The sequence below is a fragment of the Flavobacterium sp. genome (genome assembly GCF_027483985.1).
GTDB lineage: Bacteria > Bacteroidota > Bacteroidia > Flavobacteriales > Flavobacteriaceae > Flavobacterium.
The window spans coordinates 63438-80819 of record NZ_JAIXTJ010000034.1; the positions used below are offsets into that span (position 1 = coordinate 63438).

Annotated in this window: 16 protein-coding genes; 10 read left to right on the forward strand and 6 right to left on the reverse strand. The window is 31.9% G+C overall.

The genetic code is table 11. From position 1 onward, the window contains the following. Positions 1–342 precede the first annotated feature (342 nt). The 7 genes from Q0050_RS09005 to Q0050_RS09040 all read left to right on the forward strand — a co-directional run bounded on the left by Q0050_RS09005 (position 343) and on the right by Q0050_RS09040 (position 9078). Positions 343–1164: a MotA/TolQ/ExbB proton channel family protein gene (locus tag Q0050_RS09005; protein WP_298394475.1), complete on the forward strand. Its 822-nt coding sequence runs from the start codon at positions 343–345 to the stop codon at positions 1162–1164. 57 nt (positions 1165–1221) lie between these two features. Further along, positions 1222–1851 carry a biopolymer transporter ExbD gene (locus Q0050_RS09010; protein WP_298394478.1) on the forward strand — a complete coding sequence of 210 codons (630 nt, stop codon included), beginning with the start codon at positions 1222–1224 and terminating at the stop codon, positions 1849–1851. Between the two features lie 19 nt (positions 1852–1870). Then, positions 1871–2443 (forward strand): biopolymer transporter ExbD, encoded by a 573-nt coding sequence (locus Q0050_RS09015; protein WP_298394481.1) that lies wholly within the window; start codon positions 1871–1873, stop codon positions 2441–2443. A 20-nt stretch (positions 2444–2463) separates the two neighbouring features. Then, positions 2464–3267, forward strand: coding sequence for an energy transducer TonB (locus Q0050_RS09020; RefSeq protein WP_298394485.1), 804 nt, complete (start codon positions 2464–2466; stop codon positions 3265–3267). Between the two features lie 228 nt (positions 3268–3495). Further along, positions 3496–4413, forward strand: a complete 918-nt coding sequence (locus Q0050_RS09030; RefSeq protein ID WP_298394489.1) for a PstS family phosphate ABC transporter substrate-binding protein — start codon at positions 3496–3498, stop codon at positions 4411–4413. Positions 4414–4427: 14 nt separating this feature from the next. Next, positions 4428–6083, forward strand: a complete 1656-nt coding sequence (locus Q0050_RS09035; RefSeq protein WP_298394491.1) for a hypothetical protein — start codon at positions 4428–4430, stop codon at positions 6081–6083. A gap of 214 nt (positions 6084–6297) precedes the next feature. Beyond that, positions 6298–9078 carry an outer membrane beta-barrel protein gene (locus Q0050_RS09040; protein WP_298394494.1) on the forward strand — a complete coding sequence of 927 codons (2781 nt, stop codon included), beginning with the start codon at positions 6298–6300 and terminating at the stop codon, positions 9076–9078. A 66-nt stretch (positions 9079–9144) separates the two neighbouring features. Here Q0050_RS09040 and Q0050_RS09045 read toward each other — a convergent pair whose 3' ends face one another. From Q0050_RS09045 to Q0050_RS09070, 6 genes are all read right to left on the reverse strand, one after another. Then, a complete protein-coding gene (locus Q0050_RS09045; RefSeq protein WP_298394497.1) occupies positions 9145–9957 on the reverse strand; it encodes a YgcG family protein in 813 nt (270 codons plus the stop codon). Further along, positions 9954–10391 (reverse strand): TPM domain-containing protein, encoded by a 438-nt coding sequence (locus Q0050_RS09050; protein ID WP_298394498.1) that lies wholly within the window; start codon positions 10389–10391, stop codon positions 9954–9956. Before Q0050_RS09050 ends, Q0050_RS09045 begins: the two co-directional genes overlap by 4 nt. Then, positions 10391–11005 carry a LemA family protein gene (locus Q0050_RS09055; RefSeq protein WP_298394501.1) on the reverse strand — a complete coding sequence of 205 codons (615 nt, stop codon included), beginning with the start codon at positions 11003–11005 and terminating at the stop codon, positions 10391–10393. The genes Q0050_RS09050 and Q0050_RS09055 overlap by 1 nt, the downstream gene beginning before the upstream one ends. Positions 11006–11074: 69 nt before the next feature. Further along, the gene (locus tag Q0050_RS09060; protein ID WP_298394503.1) at positions 11075–11353 is read right to left on the reverse strand and encodes a PLDc N-terminal domain-containing protein; all 279 of its coding nucleotides are present in this window, start codon (positions 11351–11353) and stop codon (positions 11075–11077) included. A 2-nt stretch (positions 11354–11355) separates the two neighbouring features. Beyond that, on the reverse strand, positions 11356–11688 hold the full coding sequence (locus Q0050_RS09065) for a MerR family transcriptional regulator (protein ID WP_298394505.1): 333 nt from the start codon (positions 11686–11688) through the stop codon (positions 11356–11358). Positions 11689–11769: 81 nt separating this feature from the next. Further along, positions 11770–12747: a M23 family metallopeptidase gene (locus Q0050_RS09070; protein ID WP_298394507.1), complete on the reverse strand. Its 978-nt coding sequence runs from the start codon at positions 12745–12747 to the stop codon at positions 11770–11772. Positions 12748–12869: 122 nt separating this feature from the next. On the opposite strand from Q0050_RS09070, the gene Q0050_RS09075 reads away from it, so the two are divergent. The 3 genes from Q0050_RS09075 to Q0050_RS09085 all read left to right on the forward strand — a co-directional run bounded on the left by Q0050_RS09075 (position 12870) and on the right by Q0050_RS09085 (position 17331). Continuing rightward, positions 12870–13724, forward strand: coding sequence for an SRPBCC domain-containing protein (locus Q0050_RS09075; RefSeq protein WP_298394510.1), 855 nt, complete (start codon positions 12870–12872; stop codon positions 13722–13724). 112 nt (positions 13725–13836) lie between these two features. Further along, positions 13837–16473 (forward strand): alanine--tRNA ligase, encoded by a 2637-nt coding sequence (gene alaS / locus Q0050_RS09080; protein WP_298394514.1) that lies wholly within the window; start codon positions 13837–13839, stop codon positions 16471–16473. Between the two features lie 27 nt (positions 16474–16500). Beyond that, the gene (locus Q0050_RS09085; protein WP_298394517.1) at positions 16501–17331 is read left to right on the forward strand and encodes a hypothetical protein; all 831 of its coding nucleotides are present in this window, start codon (positions 16501–16503) and stop codon (positions 17329–17331) included. The last annotated feature ends 51 nt before the right edge of the window (positions 17332–17382 follow it).

The following is a 17382-nucleotide window of genomic DNA, read 5'->3' on the forward strand; positions in this document are numbered from 1 at the left end:
CATTTTAATATCTCTTGAATACCAATAATGGCGCATTTTTTTTCACACTTTCCAACCTTTTATCAATTTTTTATCTCTTTACTAATAATAAACGCTAGTAGATAAGCGTTATTAAAAATAAGATTTATGTGGTTTTTGAGTGATATTGTTAGGAAATGTTAAATTTTTAACAATAATATTAATACTTCGTTAGATTAAATTCTATCAATTTGTATGATTTAATATTATGTTATAAATAACAAAAAAAGTTTTTTTATTTAAACTAAAAAATTAAATTTGCTCCTATTCAAGTTTACATACAACTAAAACTTATAAATTATTAAAAACTTAAAATTTTAAAAAATGGCAAACGTTAAAAAAGAAAACGGTTCAAACGGAGGAGGAATGATAACAGGAATTATCATTGTAGCATGTATTTTAGTAGGTACTTTGGTGTGGAAATTCATCATGGGTGCTGAATCTAATTTTGAGCCAGGAAGTTTCAACACAGAACATCCAAAACCAATCAACACTTTAGGTATGGTATACATGGGTGGATTTATTGTACCGATATTATTAGGTATGTTGTTAATGGTAATTGTTTTCTCATTTGAAAGATTTGCAGTTATTTCAAAAGCGGCAGGAAAAGCTAACCTTGACAAATTCATGAATACAGTACAAGGTCACATTAAAGAAGGAAGAATCGAAGACGCTATCGATGCATGTGACAAACAAAAAGGTTCTGTTGCAAATGCAATTAAATCAGCTTTAGTAAAATTCCAAGATGTTAAGAAAGAAGGATTCAATAGCGAAGAAGCTGCTGAAATGATTCACAAAGAAATCGAAGAAGCTACAACTTTAGAAATGCCAATGTTAGAAAAACACATGACCATTCTTTCTACTTTAGTATCTTTAGGAACATTAGGTGGATTATTAGGAACAGTATCAGGTATGATTAAAGCGTTTGGTGCGTTAGCTTCATCAGGAACTCCAGATCAAGCGGCTCTTGCAACAGGTATCTCTGAAGCACTTATCAACACTGCAACTGGTATTGCAACTTCTGCATTAGCAATTGTAATGTACAATTTCTTCAATTCTAAAATTGACTCTTTAACTTACTCTATTGATGAGGCAGGTACTTCTATCGTAAACACGTACAGAAGATTAAGAGGGAGTTTAAAATAATAGTAATTATTTAATGTTTGACTTAAGTCAGATTATTGAATACTAACAAAACAACAAATGGCAAAAATAAAAATGTCTAAAAACGCAGCGTCAATTGATATGACGGCTATGTGTGATGTAGCTTTCCTTTTGCTCACGTTCTTTATCTTAACTGCAACAGCTAAAACTCCAGAAGCGTTACCTGTTACAACTCCTGCATCAACTGTTGAAGTTAAACTTCCAGATACAGGTTTAGTAACGTTAACCATCGGAAAAAGTGAAGGTAAAGACAAAGTGTTTTTTGGAATGAAGGATAGAGATATTCGTGTAAAAACACTTGAGTTAATGGCAGCAAAATATAAGTTATCATTTACTCCTGAAGAATCAGCACAATTTAGTTTAATTGAAGAGTTTGGTGTGCCAATCGAAGCCCTTAAACAAATTATTGCGATGAAATCAGCAGATAGAAATAAAGAAGGATTACAACCTGGTATACCATTGGATTCTTTAAATAACCAATTGAAAGATTGGATTTATACGGCGCGTCAAGCTAATATTGAGCTTGGAAAAGATAAAGATCTAGACTTTGCTATCAAAGGTGATGCTAAACAAGAATATCCAAAAATCAAAAAGGTTATGGATATTTTACAAGACCAAAAAATCAATAGCTTTAATTTAGTTACTGGTTCTAGAGGTAAAGATTTTTAATATTTAATTATTTAGCAAAATGGCAGAATTAAATACCGGCGACGGTGGTGGTAAAAAAGGCGGAGGCAAGGTAAGAAGTAAAAAACAAAATTCTAAAGTTGACTTAACAGCAATGGTGGATTTAGCGTTTTTATTAATCACTTTCTTTATGTTAACCACATCGTTGTCAAAACCAAAATCTATGGATTTAGGTTTACCAGATAAAGAAGACGAGAAAAAGGATGATGTAATTATCAAAACCGACCAAAGAAGAACAGTTACTGTTATCCTTGGCGCTAATGATCAAATCAAATGGTTTCACGGACTTCTTGAAGCTCCTGAAGTTAATGGAAAACCACAAACAACTGGTTACGGTAAAGAAGGAATTCGTAAAGTATTGCTATCAAGAGTAGCATCTATTCCTCAAGTTACAGGTGATAAGGACAAAGGTTTAATCGTAATTATTAAACCAACTAAAAAATCTACTTACAAAAATTTAGTAGATATATTAGATGAGATGGCAATTTGTAAAGTGCCTACTAATGCAATTGTTAATGATTTTTCTCCTGAAGAAAATAAATTAGCAGATGAACTTAATAAAAGTGCTGAATAGTGCTATAAAACTAGATAAAAATGAAATTAGATTTATTAAATAATAAATGGATTGATATCGTTTTTGAAGGTCGTAACAAAAGTTATGGTGCTTACGAATTGCGTAAGAAAAACACTAGTACCAATGTTCGCGCATTCTTAATCGGAGCTTTTATTTTTTCTTTAGGAGTTGCTGCGCCAGTAATCATCAATATGTTACCTGATTCATCAGATGATGATCAAGTATTTAATGAAAAAATTACTAGTATCAAGTTACCTCCGAAAGAAGAGAAACCAAAAGAAAATCTTCCACCGCCACCACCGCCACCACCAAAAGTGGATCAGGTGAAGTTCGTTAAGCCAGTTGTGGCAAAGACAAACGAGGTTACAGAAGAACCACCTAAAGTAGAGGAAATTAAAGACAAAAATCTTGGTAAAGAGGATATTAAAGGTGATCCAGATGCTGATTTAGTGTTAACTCCTCCAGGAGATGGTCCAAAAGGTCCAGCGGTAGTTGAAGAAGATAATACAATTTATAATTCTGCTGGTATTGAGGTAAAACCTGAATTTCCAGGTGGTATGGCCAAGTTTTATAAATTCATCGAAAACAATTATAACGTACCTTCTGATAGTCCAGGTGGAAAAGTTTTTATTCAATTCGTTGTTGAAAAAGATGGTTCATTAACTGATATCAAAGTACTAAGAGATATTGGTTACGGAACTGGAAAAGAGGCGGAAAGAGTATTAAGAAAGTCACCTAAATGGACGCCAGCTGAGCAAAATGGTAAAAAAGTAAGATGTTCTTACCAATTACCTATTACGCTTCAAGCTCCACAAGATGAATAGTAATGATTAAGAAATTAATTTCAAACTATAAGAAGAAATCGCTTAACGAGCGATTTCTTCTATTTATAGGTATTTTGTTTTTTTTGATTTATTTAACATTTGGAATTATCGTGATTTTTTGGACAAATTTTCCATTAAGATTGCAACCAAAATATAGAATAGCATTAGGAGTCATATTAATTGTTTACGGTTTTTTTAGGTTTTTTAGAAATATTAATACCAGCAATAATGAAGAATAAAAGAATAGTATATTTTGTTTTGCTTCCGTTGATTGTTTTAGCGGTGTCTTTGGCTTGCGAAAATAAAGACAAAAACAAAGCGAATTCTGATTCCATTATTGAAGGGCAAACTTCTATTCTTGTTGATGAAACTTTGTTGCCAATTGTTGACGATCAAGTTACTATCTTTCAATCGGAATATGATGCGAAAATAACCTTGATTCCAAAATCTGAAAAAGAAATTATAAAAGAGTTTACTAATAAGAAATCAGGTATTGTTGTCCTATCGAGAGATTTAACCAAAGAAGAGTTTACTTTTTTTAAGAATAACAGAATTACTCCAAGAGCTACACCATTTGCCATAGATGCGATTACTTTTATTAAAAATTCAAAATCAAATGATACTTTAATAGATGTAAAAGAGGTTTTAGATTTTTTAAAAGGAACTAAAAATAATATAAAAGGATTGGTTTTTGATAATCCCAATTCGAGTACCGCTACCTATTTATGTAAGTTAGCCAAAATTGAATCATTACCAACAGAAGGTGTTTTTTCGTTCAAAACAAATGACGAAGTTATTAAACATATTTCCGAAAATGAGGGAATGATTGGTGTTGTTGGTATTAATTGGTTAACCCAACCAAAGCCAGCAATGAAAGAATATATTGATAAAGTAAATGTGTTAAGTGTTAAAACTGCTGATAACAAGTATGTTTATCCAACACAAGATAACATTGGTTCAAGAAAATATCCTTTGGCACGTGTTTTGTATATTATCAATTGTCAAGGTTATAATGGTTTAGGAATGGGCTTTGCATCATTCATAGCCGGAGAAATAGGACAAAAAATAATTGCACAATCAGGACTTGCTCCCGTAAGAGAACCAAGCCGAAGTTTTAACATTAGAAACAAAATAGAAAACAAGTAATAAATTACAATAAGATGAGCAAATTTAAAATTTTCAGTATTGCTTTGTTGGCTTCTGCCGCAGTAAGCCAAGCACAAGACTTAGATCAAGCTAGAAAAGCAATTGATGCTGAACAGTATGAAAAAGCTAAGTCATTATTAAAGAGTATAATTCAAACTAAAGCTAATGGTAGAGCATCATTTCTTTTAGGAAATATATATCTAACTCAAAACATTGAGGATTCTGCGAAATTCGCATTTGATAAAGGATTATCTTCAGAAGAAGGTAAAATCAATAACATTGGTTTAGGTCAACTAGAATTGAATAGCGGAAATGTTGCTGGTGCAAAATCTAAATTTGATCTTGTTACCAAAGATCTTAAAAAGAAAGATGTTGAAGAATACATCTACATTGCAAAAGCTTATATGAATGCTGACAAACCAGATTATAAAGCTGCGATTGAGGTGTTAAACAAAGCTAAAGCGGCTAATCCAACTAATGCTTATATTCAATTGGCTTTAGGTGATGCTTATTATGGTGAAAAAAATCAAAATGATGCTTATGCTGCTTATAGAAACGCTTATCAATCTGATAGTTCATTAATCAGAGCTAAAATGCAATTGGGTGTTTTATTAAAAGGCGCAAAAGCTTATGCTGAAGCGATTAAAGCTTATGATGAAGTAACTGCTATCACTAAAACTTATGGTCCAGTTTACAGAGAATTAGCTGAAACTTACTATTTGTGGGCAAACAATAAGCCATCAACTTATACTGAGAATATCAAAAAAGCACTTGATAATTATAATGAGTACATGCGTTTAACAGATTATTCGTTAACATCTCGTATGCGTCACGCTGATTTCTTGATTCTTGCAAAAGATTATGTTGCTCTTGAAGCAGAAGCTAATGAAATGAAAAAATTGGATAAAGTAAATCCAAGAATCCTGCGTTACTTAGGTTATTCAGCTTATGAAAACGGTAATACTGATGCAGCTATCACAGCTTTAAATGAGTTTATCGCTAAAGGAACTAAAGTGATTCCTGGTGATTACTATTACTTAGGATTAGCTCTTGTGAAAAAGTCAATTGGTGCTGACGGTAAAACGATTGATGCAACTTTGTTGAAAAATGGAGCTGCCGAAATTCAGAAAGCAGTGACAATGGAGCCATTATTGTCAAATGGATTAAATGAAATTGGAAAAAAATATTTTGGTCAAAAGTTATATGATGTTGCTTCAGCTATTTTTGAGGCTGCTATATTAAATCCAACTTCTAAAAATTATCTTGAAGACAACGTTTACTATGGTCTTTCAGTATTCACAATCAATAGAGGTAAAGATGCTAAAACAATTGATGTAGCAAGTTTAGAAAAAGCAGATAAGGCTATGGATAATGTAATCACATCTTCACCTACTTATCAAGAAGCTTACTTGTATAAAGCAAGAATTAATAGCACTTTAGATAAAGATGATGTTATGGCAGCTACTTACCAAAAATATTTAGATATCGTATTACCAAAAGGTGACGAAGAAATTGCTAAAAATAAAGGAAAAGTTACTGAATCATACAACAGTATTGGTGCACATTTTGCTAACACCGATAAAGTTAAAGCTAAAGAATTCTTTAATAAAACCATAGCTTTAGATCCAACTAATGCCTATGCTTTAGAGTCTTTAAAAGCTTTAAAATGAGCTTCGGAACCCACAATTCCTGAAACTAAAGTTACTACAACTAAAACTAAAGTTGTTAAGAAAACAACTAAAAAGAAAAAATAGTACAATAGAAAACGTCCAAGAAATTGGGCGTTTTTTTTTGCTTATATGTTAAAGTTTTGTAAGAAATTATTACTTTGAATACTAAAGTGTTTAATTCGCAGTTATTTTAAAAACTAACCAATATATTTTTATGCCAAAAACGTTCTACTCAATTGTTGCAGTATTATTTTGCACCATTTCTTTTGCACAAAATTCAATCAATTTAAAAGGAAAAATAATTGATGATGTCACAAAACTTCCAATCGAATCGGCTACGGTTTATTTATCTTCCACCAAAGATTCTACGCTGATTGATTACACCATTACCGATAAATTTGGGAAATTTGATTTTAAAATTAAAAAAAATGATAAGCCAGTTTATCTTAAAGTTTCTTTTGTGACTTATGATGAATACAAAATTAATCTTGATAATGTTGCTGCTGATAGAGATTTTGGCACAATTGCTATGAAAGTGGCCATCAATAATCTTGATGAAGTTATTATTAAAAAAGAAACACCGCCAATACGAATTAAAAAAGATACTTTAGAGTTTAATGCGGCTTCGTTTAAAGTGCGTCCAGATGCTAATGTCGAGTCGTTGTTGAAACAATTACCTGGTGTAGAAATAGATACTGAAGGAAAAATCACCGTAAACGGAAAAGAAGTAAACCAAATTTTAGTAAACGGAAAACCATTTTTTGATAAAGACGGTAAAATTGCGCTACAAAATTTACCTTCCGATATTATCAATAAAGTACAAGTCTCTGATACCAAGACTAAAAAAGAGGAGCAAACAGGTGCTGCGGCAAGTGCTAATACAGCCAGTATAAATCTTACCATTGACGAAAATAAGAACAAAGGCTTTTTTGGTAAATTTATGGGCGGAACAGGTTCAGATAAACGTTATGAAGCCAGCACGTTGGTTAATTATTTTAAAAATAAACAGAAAATTAGTGTTTTAGCATCGTCAAATAATATCAATGCTACTGGTTTTTCTATGGATGAAGTCTTTGATAATATGGGTGGCGGACGAAATAGAAGCGTTTGGGTAGGTGATAATGGTTCTTTTGGAATAAACGGAAGAAACTTCGGTGGAAACAAAGGAATTACAGAATCCAATTTAGTAGGAATAAATTATTCTGATGATTGGTTTAAAGATGCTGAAACGTCTTTAAGTTATTTCTATTCGGGTGCCAATTCTAAAAATACGAATAGAACTAGTTTAACTAATTTCTTACCATCAGGAAATTTTACCACTAATTCCAATTCAAATACTATTGAAGATAGATACGTGCATAATGTTTCTTCTTTATTTGAATATAAAATTGATTCTTTGACAACAATTTCGATAGAGCCAAATTTTACAAAATCAAATAATAAAAACAGGAATCTTTCTTCTCAAACTTCTTTTGATGCAACTAATGCGTTACTTAACGAAAGTAATTCAAACAATTTTTATGAAAATGATAACGACACGTTCAACAATACTTTGTCTTTCTCTAAATCATTTAAAAGAAAAGGGAAATCATTAAGTTTAGTTTTTGAAAATGAAAATGCAAATACCAACGAAAATGAAATTGTAAAATCCAATACTATTTTCTATCAAGGAACTGATCCTGATGATGTAAGAGATCAAACAAACAATTCTAGAAATCGGAGCGAAAATTATAGAACAGAAATAGAATATTTTCAACCCATAACCGATTCACTTCAAGTAAAATTAGGAGTAGAATATAAAATTGATAGGAATAAAGACAGAAGAAATTCATTTGATTTTGATACCACAACTGGCACTTATTCTACTGTGAATAATGAGTTATCTAATGCTTTTAATTCGCTTGAAAGAACAGTTACTCCAAATACTGGAATGGCATACAACAGTAAAAAGATGAATTTGAATATTAATGTGGGAACAACTTTAATAAACTATGATAATGATTCTGATTATTTAAATGTCAAAACTACGTTAGAAAAAGAATACGTTTTGCCTTATATCAATGCTTATGGAGGTTATCGTTTTTCAAAAAGTAAGAACATTTGGGTGAATTATAACTATTCTTATACACTTCCAACGGCCAGACAAATTCTTCCTGTTGAAGATTTAGCCAATCCGCTGAATACTATTATCGGAAATTCTAATTTAGATTTAAATCAAAATCACGGAATTTATTTTTCATATAGAGATTTTGATTATGCTACACGCTCAGGTTATGGAACATATGCTGGTGGGAATTTCTATGATAATCAGATTGTTTCGTCAACGACTTTTGATGCTAACAGAAAACGTACCACTTCTTATGAAAATGTTTCAGGAACGTACAACTCTTGGATAGGTTTTTATTGGAATAAATCAATTAAAAAAGAAGCTCACAAATACCGTTTTGAATTAAGATCAAATAATAATTTTGGTTTATCCAAAGGATTTACTGATGGCGAATTGTTTAGTGCAAAAACATTATCTTTCAGTCCAAGAGCCAATTTTACTTATGAATACGGCGAATTGTTAACGGTTAATCCATCTTATTCTTATACTTACAATAAAACCGATTTTACAAATTATGTGATTGCATCGGCTTCTAATTTTACGCACAAGTTAAACCTGCAAGTAACTAGTTTTTGGCCAAAAAACTGGACGTTTGGTAATGACTTTGGTTACACATACAACTCCAATATAGCCAGCGGATTTAAAAAAGATTTTTACCTGTGGAACACTAGTTTGTCTTATAGTTTTTTTCAAAAGAAATTAATGGCAAAAGTAAAAGTGTATGATATGTTGAATCAAAATCAAAACGCAACAAGAAGCATTACTGCAACATCAATTAGAGATGAAGAGAATGTAGTTTTAAAACGTTATGTAATGTTTTCATTAACCTACAAACTAGAAAAATTCGCAGGAAAAGAAAAGAAATCTGGTGGAATGATGTGGTTTTAAAGAATAAAAATAGGCTTTCTAATATGTAGAAAGCCTTTTTTTTATATCAATGATTTTAGTTTTTGGTTACCAATCGCCGCCAGCTCCACCACCAGAAGCGCCGCCGCCGCCAAAACCTCCGCCAAATCCACCATCTCCGAAACCTCCGCCAGATGATCCTCCAAATCCACCACCAAAACTACCACCGCCAGAACTTCGTCCTAAATTGCTTAATATGATAATATCTAGTAAACTTGGTCCTCCTGATGAATTTCCTGAACTTCCGCCGCCTTTACTCTTGGAAGCTATAATCATAATTACCACAAAAATAATTATGAAAAGTAGTATGGGGAATATACTATCTTCATTTTTGTCTTTTATTCTTGTGCCTTTATATTTTCCCTTTAAAACTTCAAAAATTGCATCGGAACCTTTATCTAAACCATTATAATAACTACCTGCTTTAAATTCGGGTATAATTATTTTTCTTGTTATTTCACCTACAATTCCAGCTACTAATCGATCTTCGACACCATATCCAGGAGATATCCAAATTTTACGATCATTTTTAGACAAGAGAATTAAAACTCCATTATCTTTTTTAGCTTGACCAATTCCCCATTCTGTTAACCACTTTGGTGTAAGTAAACCGATATCCTCATTTTTCAAATCCTCAATTGTGATAACAACAATCTGCGTAGTTGTAGAATCAGAATATTTCACTAATTTGTTTTCTAAACTTGCTTTCTCTGATGCAGTTAAAAGGTTTGCATAATCATAAACTGATGTTTGAAATTCAGGTTTAGGCGGAATAGTATATTGTGCAAAACCAAGTTGATGTAACAATAAAAGTGACGCAATCATCAAGAATTTTACGATTCTAAAAACTAGTTGTATCATCCTTTTGATATTTCGTTAGAAAGTTCATCTGTGTCATCGTCTTGAAATGGGAAGAACTTTTTCAGTTGTTCACCAGCATTATTAATTCCATCGACTAATGCTTGTTTATTGTTACCATTTTTGAAATGGTTAAGCATTATATCTTTGGTGCAATTCCAAAAATCATCACTGACTTTTTCATTTATACCCTTGTCACCATAAATAGCAAATTGTCTGCTTTTTACTGCTACATAGATAATAACACCATTTCGATCTTTTGTGTTTTCCATTTCGAGAAGATTGAAAACCTCCACAGCTCTGTCAATTGGAGCTATGGATGTTTCCTTTTCTATATGTACACGAAGTTCGCCAGAAGTATTTTTTTCAGCCAAACGAATAGCTTCAACTACCTCTTCTTCTTCGGCTTTTGTTAAAAAATCTTCAACTTTAGACATTATTTTTTATCTTCTTTTTTATCAAAATTAAATTCTACTTCTGGTGCTTTATCTGCTCCAGCAACAGCTTCGAAAAATGGTTTTTCTTTGAATCCAAACCAACCTGCAAAAATATTATTTGGGAACACTTTTACGTGATTATTGTACGGTTTAATAGCCTCATTATAACGAGTTCTTGCTGTTAGAATTTGATTTTCTGTACTAGCCAATTCATCTTGTAATTTCAAGAAGTTTTCATTTGCTTTCAAACTTGGATATTGCTCTACAGTTACCAATAATCGTGATAAAGCGCTGCTCATCCCACCTTGAACTTGGTTGAATTGTGCTAATTGTTCAGGAGTGATATTAGTAGGGTCAATAGTCATTGAAGTAGCTTTAGAACGCGCTTCAATAACAGCTGTTAAAGTTCCTTTTTCAAATTCAGCCGCACCTTGAACGGTTTTTACTAAATTCCCGATAAGGTCATTTCTTCTTTGATAAGATGTTTGAACATTTCCCCAAGATTCTTTGACATCTTGCTCAAGCGTAACCGCAGTATTGTTAATTCCTTTAAAATAGCTGAATCCAATTAAAACTACAGCAGCTAAAATTATCCAAGGCAAAAATTTTCTCATAATTTCTATTTGTTTTTAAGTTTATTTATTAATTTATATTTAGTTCTTTTTTACAATTTGTATGCCAATTTAAACGATTCTTTTTCTTCCTAACAAGAGGTAAACAATTCCGGCAAACCAACCTAAGGTCAGAAATCCGACGAGCCACATAAATTTTTCGTTAGATCGTATTCTATTCGATTGAAAAATCTCATAAAGTGAAGCAAAAATGAAAACTCCTAATGCGATTATTCCGATTACTAATAGAAGGGTTGAATTTCCCCAATGCATTATTTTTAATAACGCACCCAATATCGAAAAAACAAAAGATATGATAAAACTAATGCTAACGATTTTGTCTTTTTTCATAATTATAAATTATTTTTAATGTTGGCTAATTCTGCTTTTATTCCTTCCAATTTTGATATGATGTCAAATTTATCAAGCGTTTTTTTCTGACCTTCTTTTAAATGTGTTTTTGCACCTTCAAGAGTAAATCCGCGTTCTTTTACTAAATGATAAATCAGTTGCAAATTTTTTACATCTTCTTGTGTAAACATTCTGTTGCCTTTGGCATTTTTCTTTGGTTTAAGAATGTCAAATTCTTTGTCCCAAAAACGAATCAGCGAGGCATTCACATCAAATGCTTCGGCGACTTCACCAATACTGAAATACAATTTGTCTTTAGATAATTCTATATGCATAAGTTTTAAATTCCAAATTAATCTTCTTGTTTTGTAATTATATTTTAAAATCAAAATTCAAAAATCATCAATCTTAAATCGTTAATCCAACGACTGATTTTCTTGGTTCGCTATTTTAGAAATGGCCACATATTCGGCTGCCGAAATATTTCCATAATAAAAATTAATCGGATTGACTACCTTTCCATCTTTATGAACTTCATAATGCAAATGTGGTGCCTGACTTCTTCCTGTACTTCCAACATAACCAATGATATCACCTCGTTTTACGCGTTGTCCCGGACGGGCTTTGTATTTGCTTAAATGAGCATATAAAGTTAAATAACCAAATCCGTGATTGATCTCAATATGATTTCCGTAACCTGACAAAGAATTATCTGCTTTGGTTACTACGCCATCGCCAGTGGCATAAATTGGTGTTCCAGTTGATGCCGTAAAATCCATTCCTTCGTGCATTTTTCGTGCTTTGGTAAACGGATCGGTTCTATAGCCAAAACCTGATGCCATATGCTTCAAATCTTCATTTTTCACGGGTTGAATTGCAGGCACAGCACCCAATAATTTATCTTTTGCTTTAGCTAATTTTAATATTTGATCTAATGATTTTGATTGAAATGCCAATGCTTTTGAAATTCCATCAACTTTTTCTGCAGTGCTAATTACCAGTTCAGAGTTATTGAATCCTTCTAATTCTTTATATCTTGATCGATCAATGATGCCACGACGCTTTTCATTTGAAATTGGGGCTGAATTAAAATAGACTCTGTATAAATTATTATCACGTTCTTCTAAATCAGCAGCAACTTGATCAATATTTTCAATTTTTTTATTCAAAAGAGCATAACTCAATTTTAAATTTTCAATTTCTCTTGCCTGAATTTTATCTTTTGGCGTTTCAAAATAAGGTGTATTCATCAAAATCACAAAGCATAGAAATCCAAATAAAGCCGATGCGATTAGGAATAACAAGGCATATCCAAATTTTTTCCTTTTTTGAGGACTAATTATTCGGTAAGCCAAACTTTCTGGATCGTAATAATACTTAACTTTCTTCGACATTTCTTAAATTATACTATTTTTGTAATCGTTTTAAGAATAACAGTAGTTATACGAACAAATTTAAGAAATGTTTCAAACTAATTAACTTTTTATTTCTAAACACAACTTTTTAAATTCAAAAGATGAGTGTAATCAGTACAAAATCAGTATTTGAGTCAACCAAAGAAAAAGTTTGGGATGCCATTACTAATCCGCAAACTATGAAGATTTGGTATTTCGATATTTCAGATTTCAATCTTACTATCGGAAATCAATTTTCATTTTATGAAAGTGACAGAAAAGAGTACTTGCATACTGGCGAAATTTTAAAAGTTGAACAAAATAAAATTTTGCAACATACCTGGAATCATCCAGAACAATCTAAAGGAAGTTCCACCGTTACTTGGACTATTGTTGAGATTGAAAATAATAAAGTAGAAGTTACATTAACCCACGAAGGAGTAGAATCGTTTGCCGATGCCGGACCTAACTTTACTCCAGCTAATTATCAAATGGGTTGGGATGCTTTGGTAAAAACCAATTTAAGAAACTATCTGTACAACATTCAGAAGTTAGTTTTTGAGGTTGAAATCAATGCTGCTGCAGAACACATTTGGAGTAAAATGTGGGATAAAAAATCGTATTCCGATTGGACAACACCATTTTGCGCAGGTACTTATTACACAGGTGAAATTGAACAAGGAAGTAGAATTCATTTCATCGCGCCAAGTTTTGAAGGTATGTACAGCGATGTTTTTTATTTAATTCCAAATAAGTTGCTAATTTTTAAGCATATTGGAAATCTAAAAGATTTGAAAGAAGTACCTTTGGATGCCGAATCTGAAAAATGGACCGGTAGTTTTGAAACATACAAATTAAATGAAATTGATGGCGTTACAACCGTAATTGCTGAAATTGATTGTGTTGCAGATTATATCAATTATATGAAAGAAAAATTTCCGTTGGCATTGCAAGAATTAAAAAAAATATCAGAATAATAATTAAAGTTAAAAACTAATTTAGAAACTGTCTTTTGCTGTAAAGTGAAATGATTTTAAAAACATCAAAAGTAAGTTTCAACGTAGTTAAAATATAAGAAAATAAAATATAATGAAATCACAAGACATTCGTAAAGCTTACCTTAATTTCTTTGAAAGTAACGAACATTTAATCGTTCCGTCTGCACCAATTGTTCTTAAAGATGATCCAACCTTGATGTTTAATAACTCAGGAATGGCGCAATTCAAAGAATATTTTTTAGGAAATGGAACACCTAAGAGCAAAAGAATAGCCGATACACAAAAATGTCTTCGTGTTTCAGGAAAACACAATGATTTAGAAGATGTAGGTTTTGATACTTATCATCATACCATGTTTGAAATGCTCGGAAATTGGTCGTTTGGTGACTATTTCAAAAAAGAAGCATTGGCTTGGGCTTGGCAATTTCTAACCGAAGTTTTAAAGCTAGATAAAGACCGTTTATACGTTTCTGTTTTTGAAGGAAATCCTGCCGAAAATGTTCCGTTTGATCAAGAAGCCTTCGATATTTGGAAACAATACGTGTCAGAAGACCGAATTATTTTAGGAAATAAAAAAGATAATTTTTGGGAAATGGGCGATCAAGGTCCGTGTGGTCCGTGTTCAGAAATTCATATAGATTTAAGAACCGACGCTGAACGCGCTGCAGTTTCAGGTCGTGAATTAGTAAACGCTGATCATCCGCAAGTAGTTGAAATTTGGAATAACGTTTTTATGGAATTCAACCGTAAAGCCGACGGTTCTTTAGAAAAATTACCAGCACAACACGTTGATACCGGAATGGGTTTTGAGCGTTTGTGTATGGCAATGCAAAATGTAACTTCTAATTATGATACGGATGTTTTTACACCGCTTATTGCGAAAGTAGAACAAATTACCGGATTAAAATATACTTCCAACGAAGTTAAAAATATATCAGAAGAACAAAATAAAACCAACATTGCCATTCGTGTAATTGTTGATCACGTTCGTGCTGTGGCTTTTGCTATTGCTGACGGACAATTACCATCTAACACTGGTGCGGGTTATGTAATTCGTAGAATTTTGCGTCGTGCTATACGTTACGGATTTACCTTTTTGAATACCAAAGAACCTTTTATCAATAAGTTGGTTGAAGTTTTAGCAAATCAAATGGGAGAATTTTTTCCGGAAATCAAGTCGCAACAACAATTGGTTACTAATGTTATTCGTGAAGAAGAAGCTTCGTTTTTGAGAACTTTAGATCAAGGATTACAATTATTAGATAAAGTAGTTGTCGAAACATCAGGAACAGAAGTTTCAGGTGCAAAAGTTTTTGAATTGTATGACACATTCGGATTTCCGAAAGATTTAACGGCTTTGATTCTTAAAGAAAAAGGATATTCCTATAACGAAGAAGAATTTGAATCGGAATTACAAAAACAAAAAGCACGTTCGCGCGCAGCATCTGAAGTTTCGACAGAAGATTGGAAAGTAGTAGTTCCAGGAAATGTAGAAACATTTGTTGGGTACGATCAAATAGAAAACGAAGTAAAAATCACTCGTATTCGTAAAGTTGATTCTAAAAAAGACGGAATATTATACCAAATTGTTTTAGACAATACACCATTTTATCCAGAAGGTGGCGGACAAGTTGGCGATAAAGGAACTTTGGTTTCTGCTAACGAAACGATTGCTATTATTGATACCAAGAAAGAAAACAACTTAATATTACATTTTGCAAAACAACTTCCAGAAAATATTGAAGCTGGATTTGTAGCCAAAGTAAACACCGATTTAAGAACTTCAACCTCCAAAAATCACTCGGCTACGCATTTAATGCATTTGGCTCTGAGAACTGTTTTAGGAACACACGTAGAGCAAAAAGGTTCGCTGGTGAATCCAAATTATTTGCGTTTTGACTTTTCGCATTTTAGTAAAGTTTCTGATGAAGAATTACGTCAAGTTGAAGCAAGTGTCAATGCACAAATCGAAGCTCAATTGCAATTGGTTGAACATAGAAATATTCCAATTCAAGAAGCATTGGATAAAGGAGCGATGGCTTTATTTGGAGAGAAATATGGCGATGCAGTTCGAATGATAGAATTTGGCGAAAGCAAGGAGCTTTGTGGTGGAATTCACGTGAAAAACACCGCAGAAATTTGGCATTTTAAGATCATTTCTGAAGGTGCAGTGGCTGCTGGAATTCGTCGTATCGAAGCAATTACAGGCGATGCTGTTAAAGATTTCTATAAAAATCAAGAAAATACTTTAGCTGAAATCAAAGAAACTTTGAAAAATCCTCAGGATATTTTAAAATCGGTTTCAAGTTTACAAGATGATAATGCTAAATTAAAAAAACAAATTGAGCAATTATTAAAAGAAAAAATCGACGGCTTGAAGCATTCGTTAGCTTCCGATTTTCAGGAAATAAATGGTATCAACTTTTTAGCTAAACAAGTTGATTTGTCAATGAGTTCTACTAAAGATTTAGCACAAGCTATCGGAACATCTAAACCAAATGCATTCGTGTTTTTAGCTTCTATTGAAGATAATGCTCCAAATATGCACTGTTATATTTCAAAAGAATTAGTTGCTGAAAAATCTTTAAACGCAGGAAATGTAATTAGAGAATTAGGAAAATATATTGATGGAAATGGCGGTGGACAACCATTTTTCGCATCAGGAAAAGGTAAAAATGTAGATGGAATTAAAGAAGCTTTGGAAAAAGCTGTTGATTTTGTGAAGTAAAATAAAAATAGCTCAACAACATAAGTTATGAAAAATCGTTCCCTTTTAGTAATAATACTTTCATTGACATTATTTTTTTCAAGTTGTAGTAATGAAGAAAATAGTTCTATAAATGTTCCTGGAACTATTGTGAAAAAAATGAAGTTTGTTGGTGCAAATTGGAATAATGATTTTGAAAATCACGAAATTAATTTTCAATATGAAAATGGAAAATTAACTAGTTATTCAGATGGAACAGGTCTTAAAGTTGATTTTTTTTATACTAATAATTTAATTTCACGCGTTGATAAGTATATTAGGGTAAACCAACAACCAACTTTTTATTTGAGTGTAGATTTTTTCTATGATGCGCAAGAGAGATTAGTCAAGTTTGAAGCTGATCAAAATCCGGCATCTCAACCCGGAATTGATATTACGGTCGATTTTTCCTATACTAATAACAATAATGCAAATTTCAATTACGCTTCTTTATTTGAGAATTATAATGGCACTATAACATTTGATCAAAATAATGTTACTAAACTAGTAAAAAACAATTTTAATCCTAATTACAATAGTTCAGCAGAAGAAAATTATATGAATTATGATTCAAAAAAACATATTTTTTCTGATGTCATCGGATTCAGAAACTTGAATCTTTATAATGCTTTTTATTTTGGACAATTTTACAATTTTGAAGGTTTTGGAATTTATCCAGGAGGAAAAAATAATTTAACAACGTTGCAAATTAAACTATTTTATAATGGTTATTTGGCATCAGAAGGAATCAGTAATTCTATTAACTATCAATATGGTACTAATGATTTCCCTATTGAAGCCTCGAAAAACAGTCAATCAAGAATGCTTTTTGAATTTTAAATTGCGTTAAAAATCGTTTCAAAAAAACTGTCAAATTATAACTTGACAGTT

Bases quoted from the DNA above. Each gene is read 5' to 3' on its own strand.
- Q0050_RS09005 (WP_298394475.1), top strand. From the start codon at position 343: ATGGCAAACGTTAAAAAAGAAAACGGTTCAAACGGAGGAGGAATGATA.
- Q0050_RS09010 (WP_298394478.1), top strand. From the start codon at position 1,222: ATGGCAAAAATAAAAATGTCTAAAAACGCAGCGTCAATTGATATGACG.
- Q0050_RS09015 (WP_298394481.1), top strand. From the start codon at position 1,871: ATGGCAGAATTAAATACCGGCGACGGTGGTGGTAAAAAAGGCGGAGGC.
- Q0050_RS09020 (WP_298394485.1), top strand. From the start codon at position 2,464: ATGAAATTAGATTTATTAAATAATAAATGGATTGATATCGTTTTTGAA.
- Q0050_RS09030 (WP_298394489.1), top strand. From the start codon at position 3,496: ATGAAGAATAAAAGAATAGTATATTTTGTTTTGCTTCCGTTGATTGTT.
- Q0050_RS09035 (WP_298394491.1), top strand. From the start codon at position 4,428: ATGAGCAAATTTAAAATTTTCAGTATTGCTTTGTTGGCTTCTGCCGCA.
- Q0050_RS09040 (WP_298394494.1), top strand. From the start codon at position 6,298: ATGCCAAAAACGTTCTACTCAATTGTTGCAGTATTATTTTGCACCATT.
- Q0050_RS09045 (WP_298394497.1), bottom strand. From the start codon at position 9,957: ATGATACAACTAGTTTTTAGAATCGTAAAATTCTTGATGATTGCGTCA.
- Q0050_RS09050 (WP_298394498.1), bottom strand. From the start codon at position 10,391: ATGTCTAAAGTTGAAGATTTTTTAACAAAAGCCGAAGAAGAAGAGGTA.
- Q0050_RS09055 (WP_298394501.1), bottom strand. From the start codon at position 11,005: ATGAGAAAATTTTTGCCTTGGATAATTTTAGCTGCTGTAGTTTTAATT.
- Q0050_RS09060 (WP_298394503.1), bottom strand. From the start codon at position 11,353: ATGAAAAAAGACAAAATCGTTAGCATTAGTTTTATCATATCTTTTGTT.
- Q0050_RS09065 (WP_298394505.1), bottom strand. From the start codon at position 11,688: ATGCATATAGAATTATCTAAAGACAAATTGTATTTCAGTATTGGTGAA.
- Q0050_RS09070 (WP_298394507.1), bottom strand. From the start codon at position 12,747: ATGTCGAAGAAAGTTAAGTATTATTACGATCCAGAAAGTTTGGCTTAC.
- Q0050_RS09075 (WP_298394510.1), top strand. From the start codon at position 12,870: ATGAGTGTAATCAGTACAAAATCAGTATTTGAGTCAACCAAAGAAAAA.
- alaS (WP_298394514.1), top strand. From the start codon at position 13,837: ATGAAATCACAAGACATTCGTAAAGCTTACCTTAATTTCTTTGAAAGT.
- Q0050_RS09085 (WP_298394517.1), top strand. From the start codon at position 16,501: ATGAAAAATCGTTCCCTTTTAGTAATAATACTTTCATTGACATTATTT.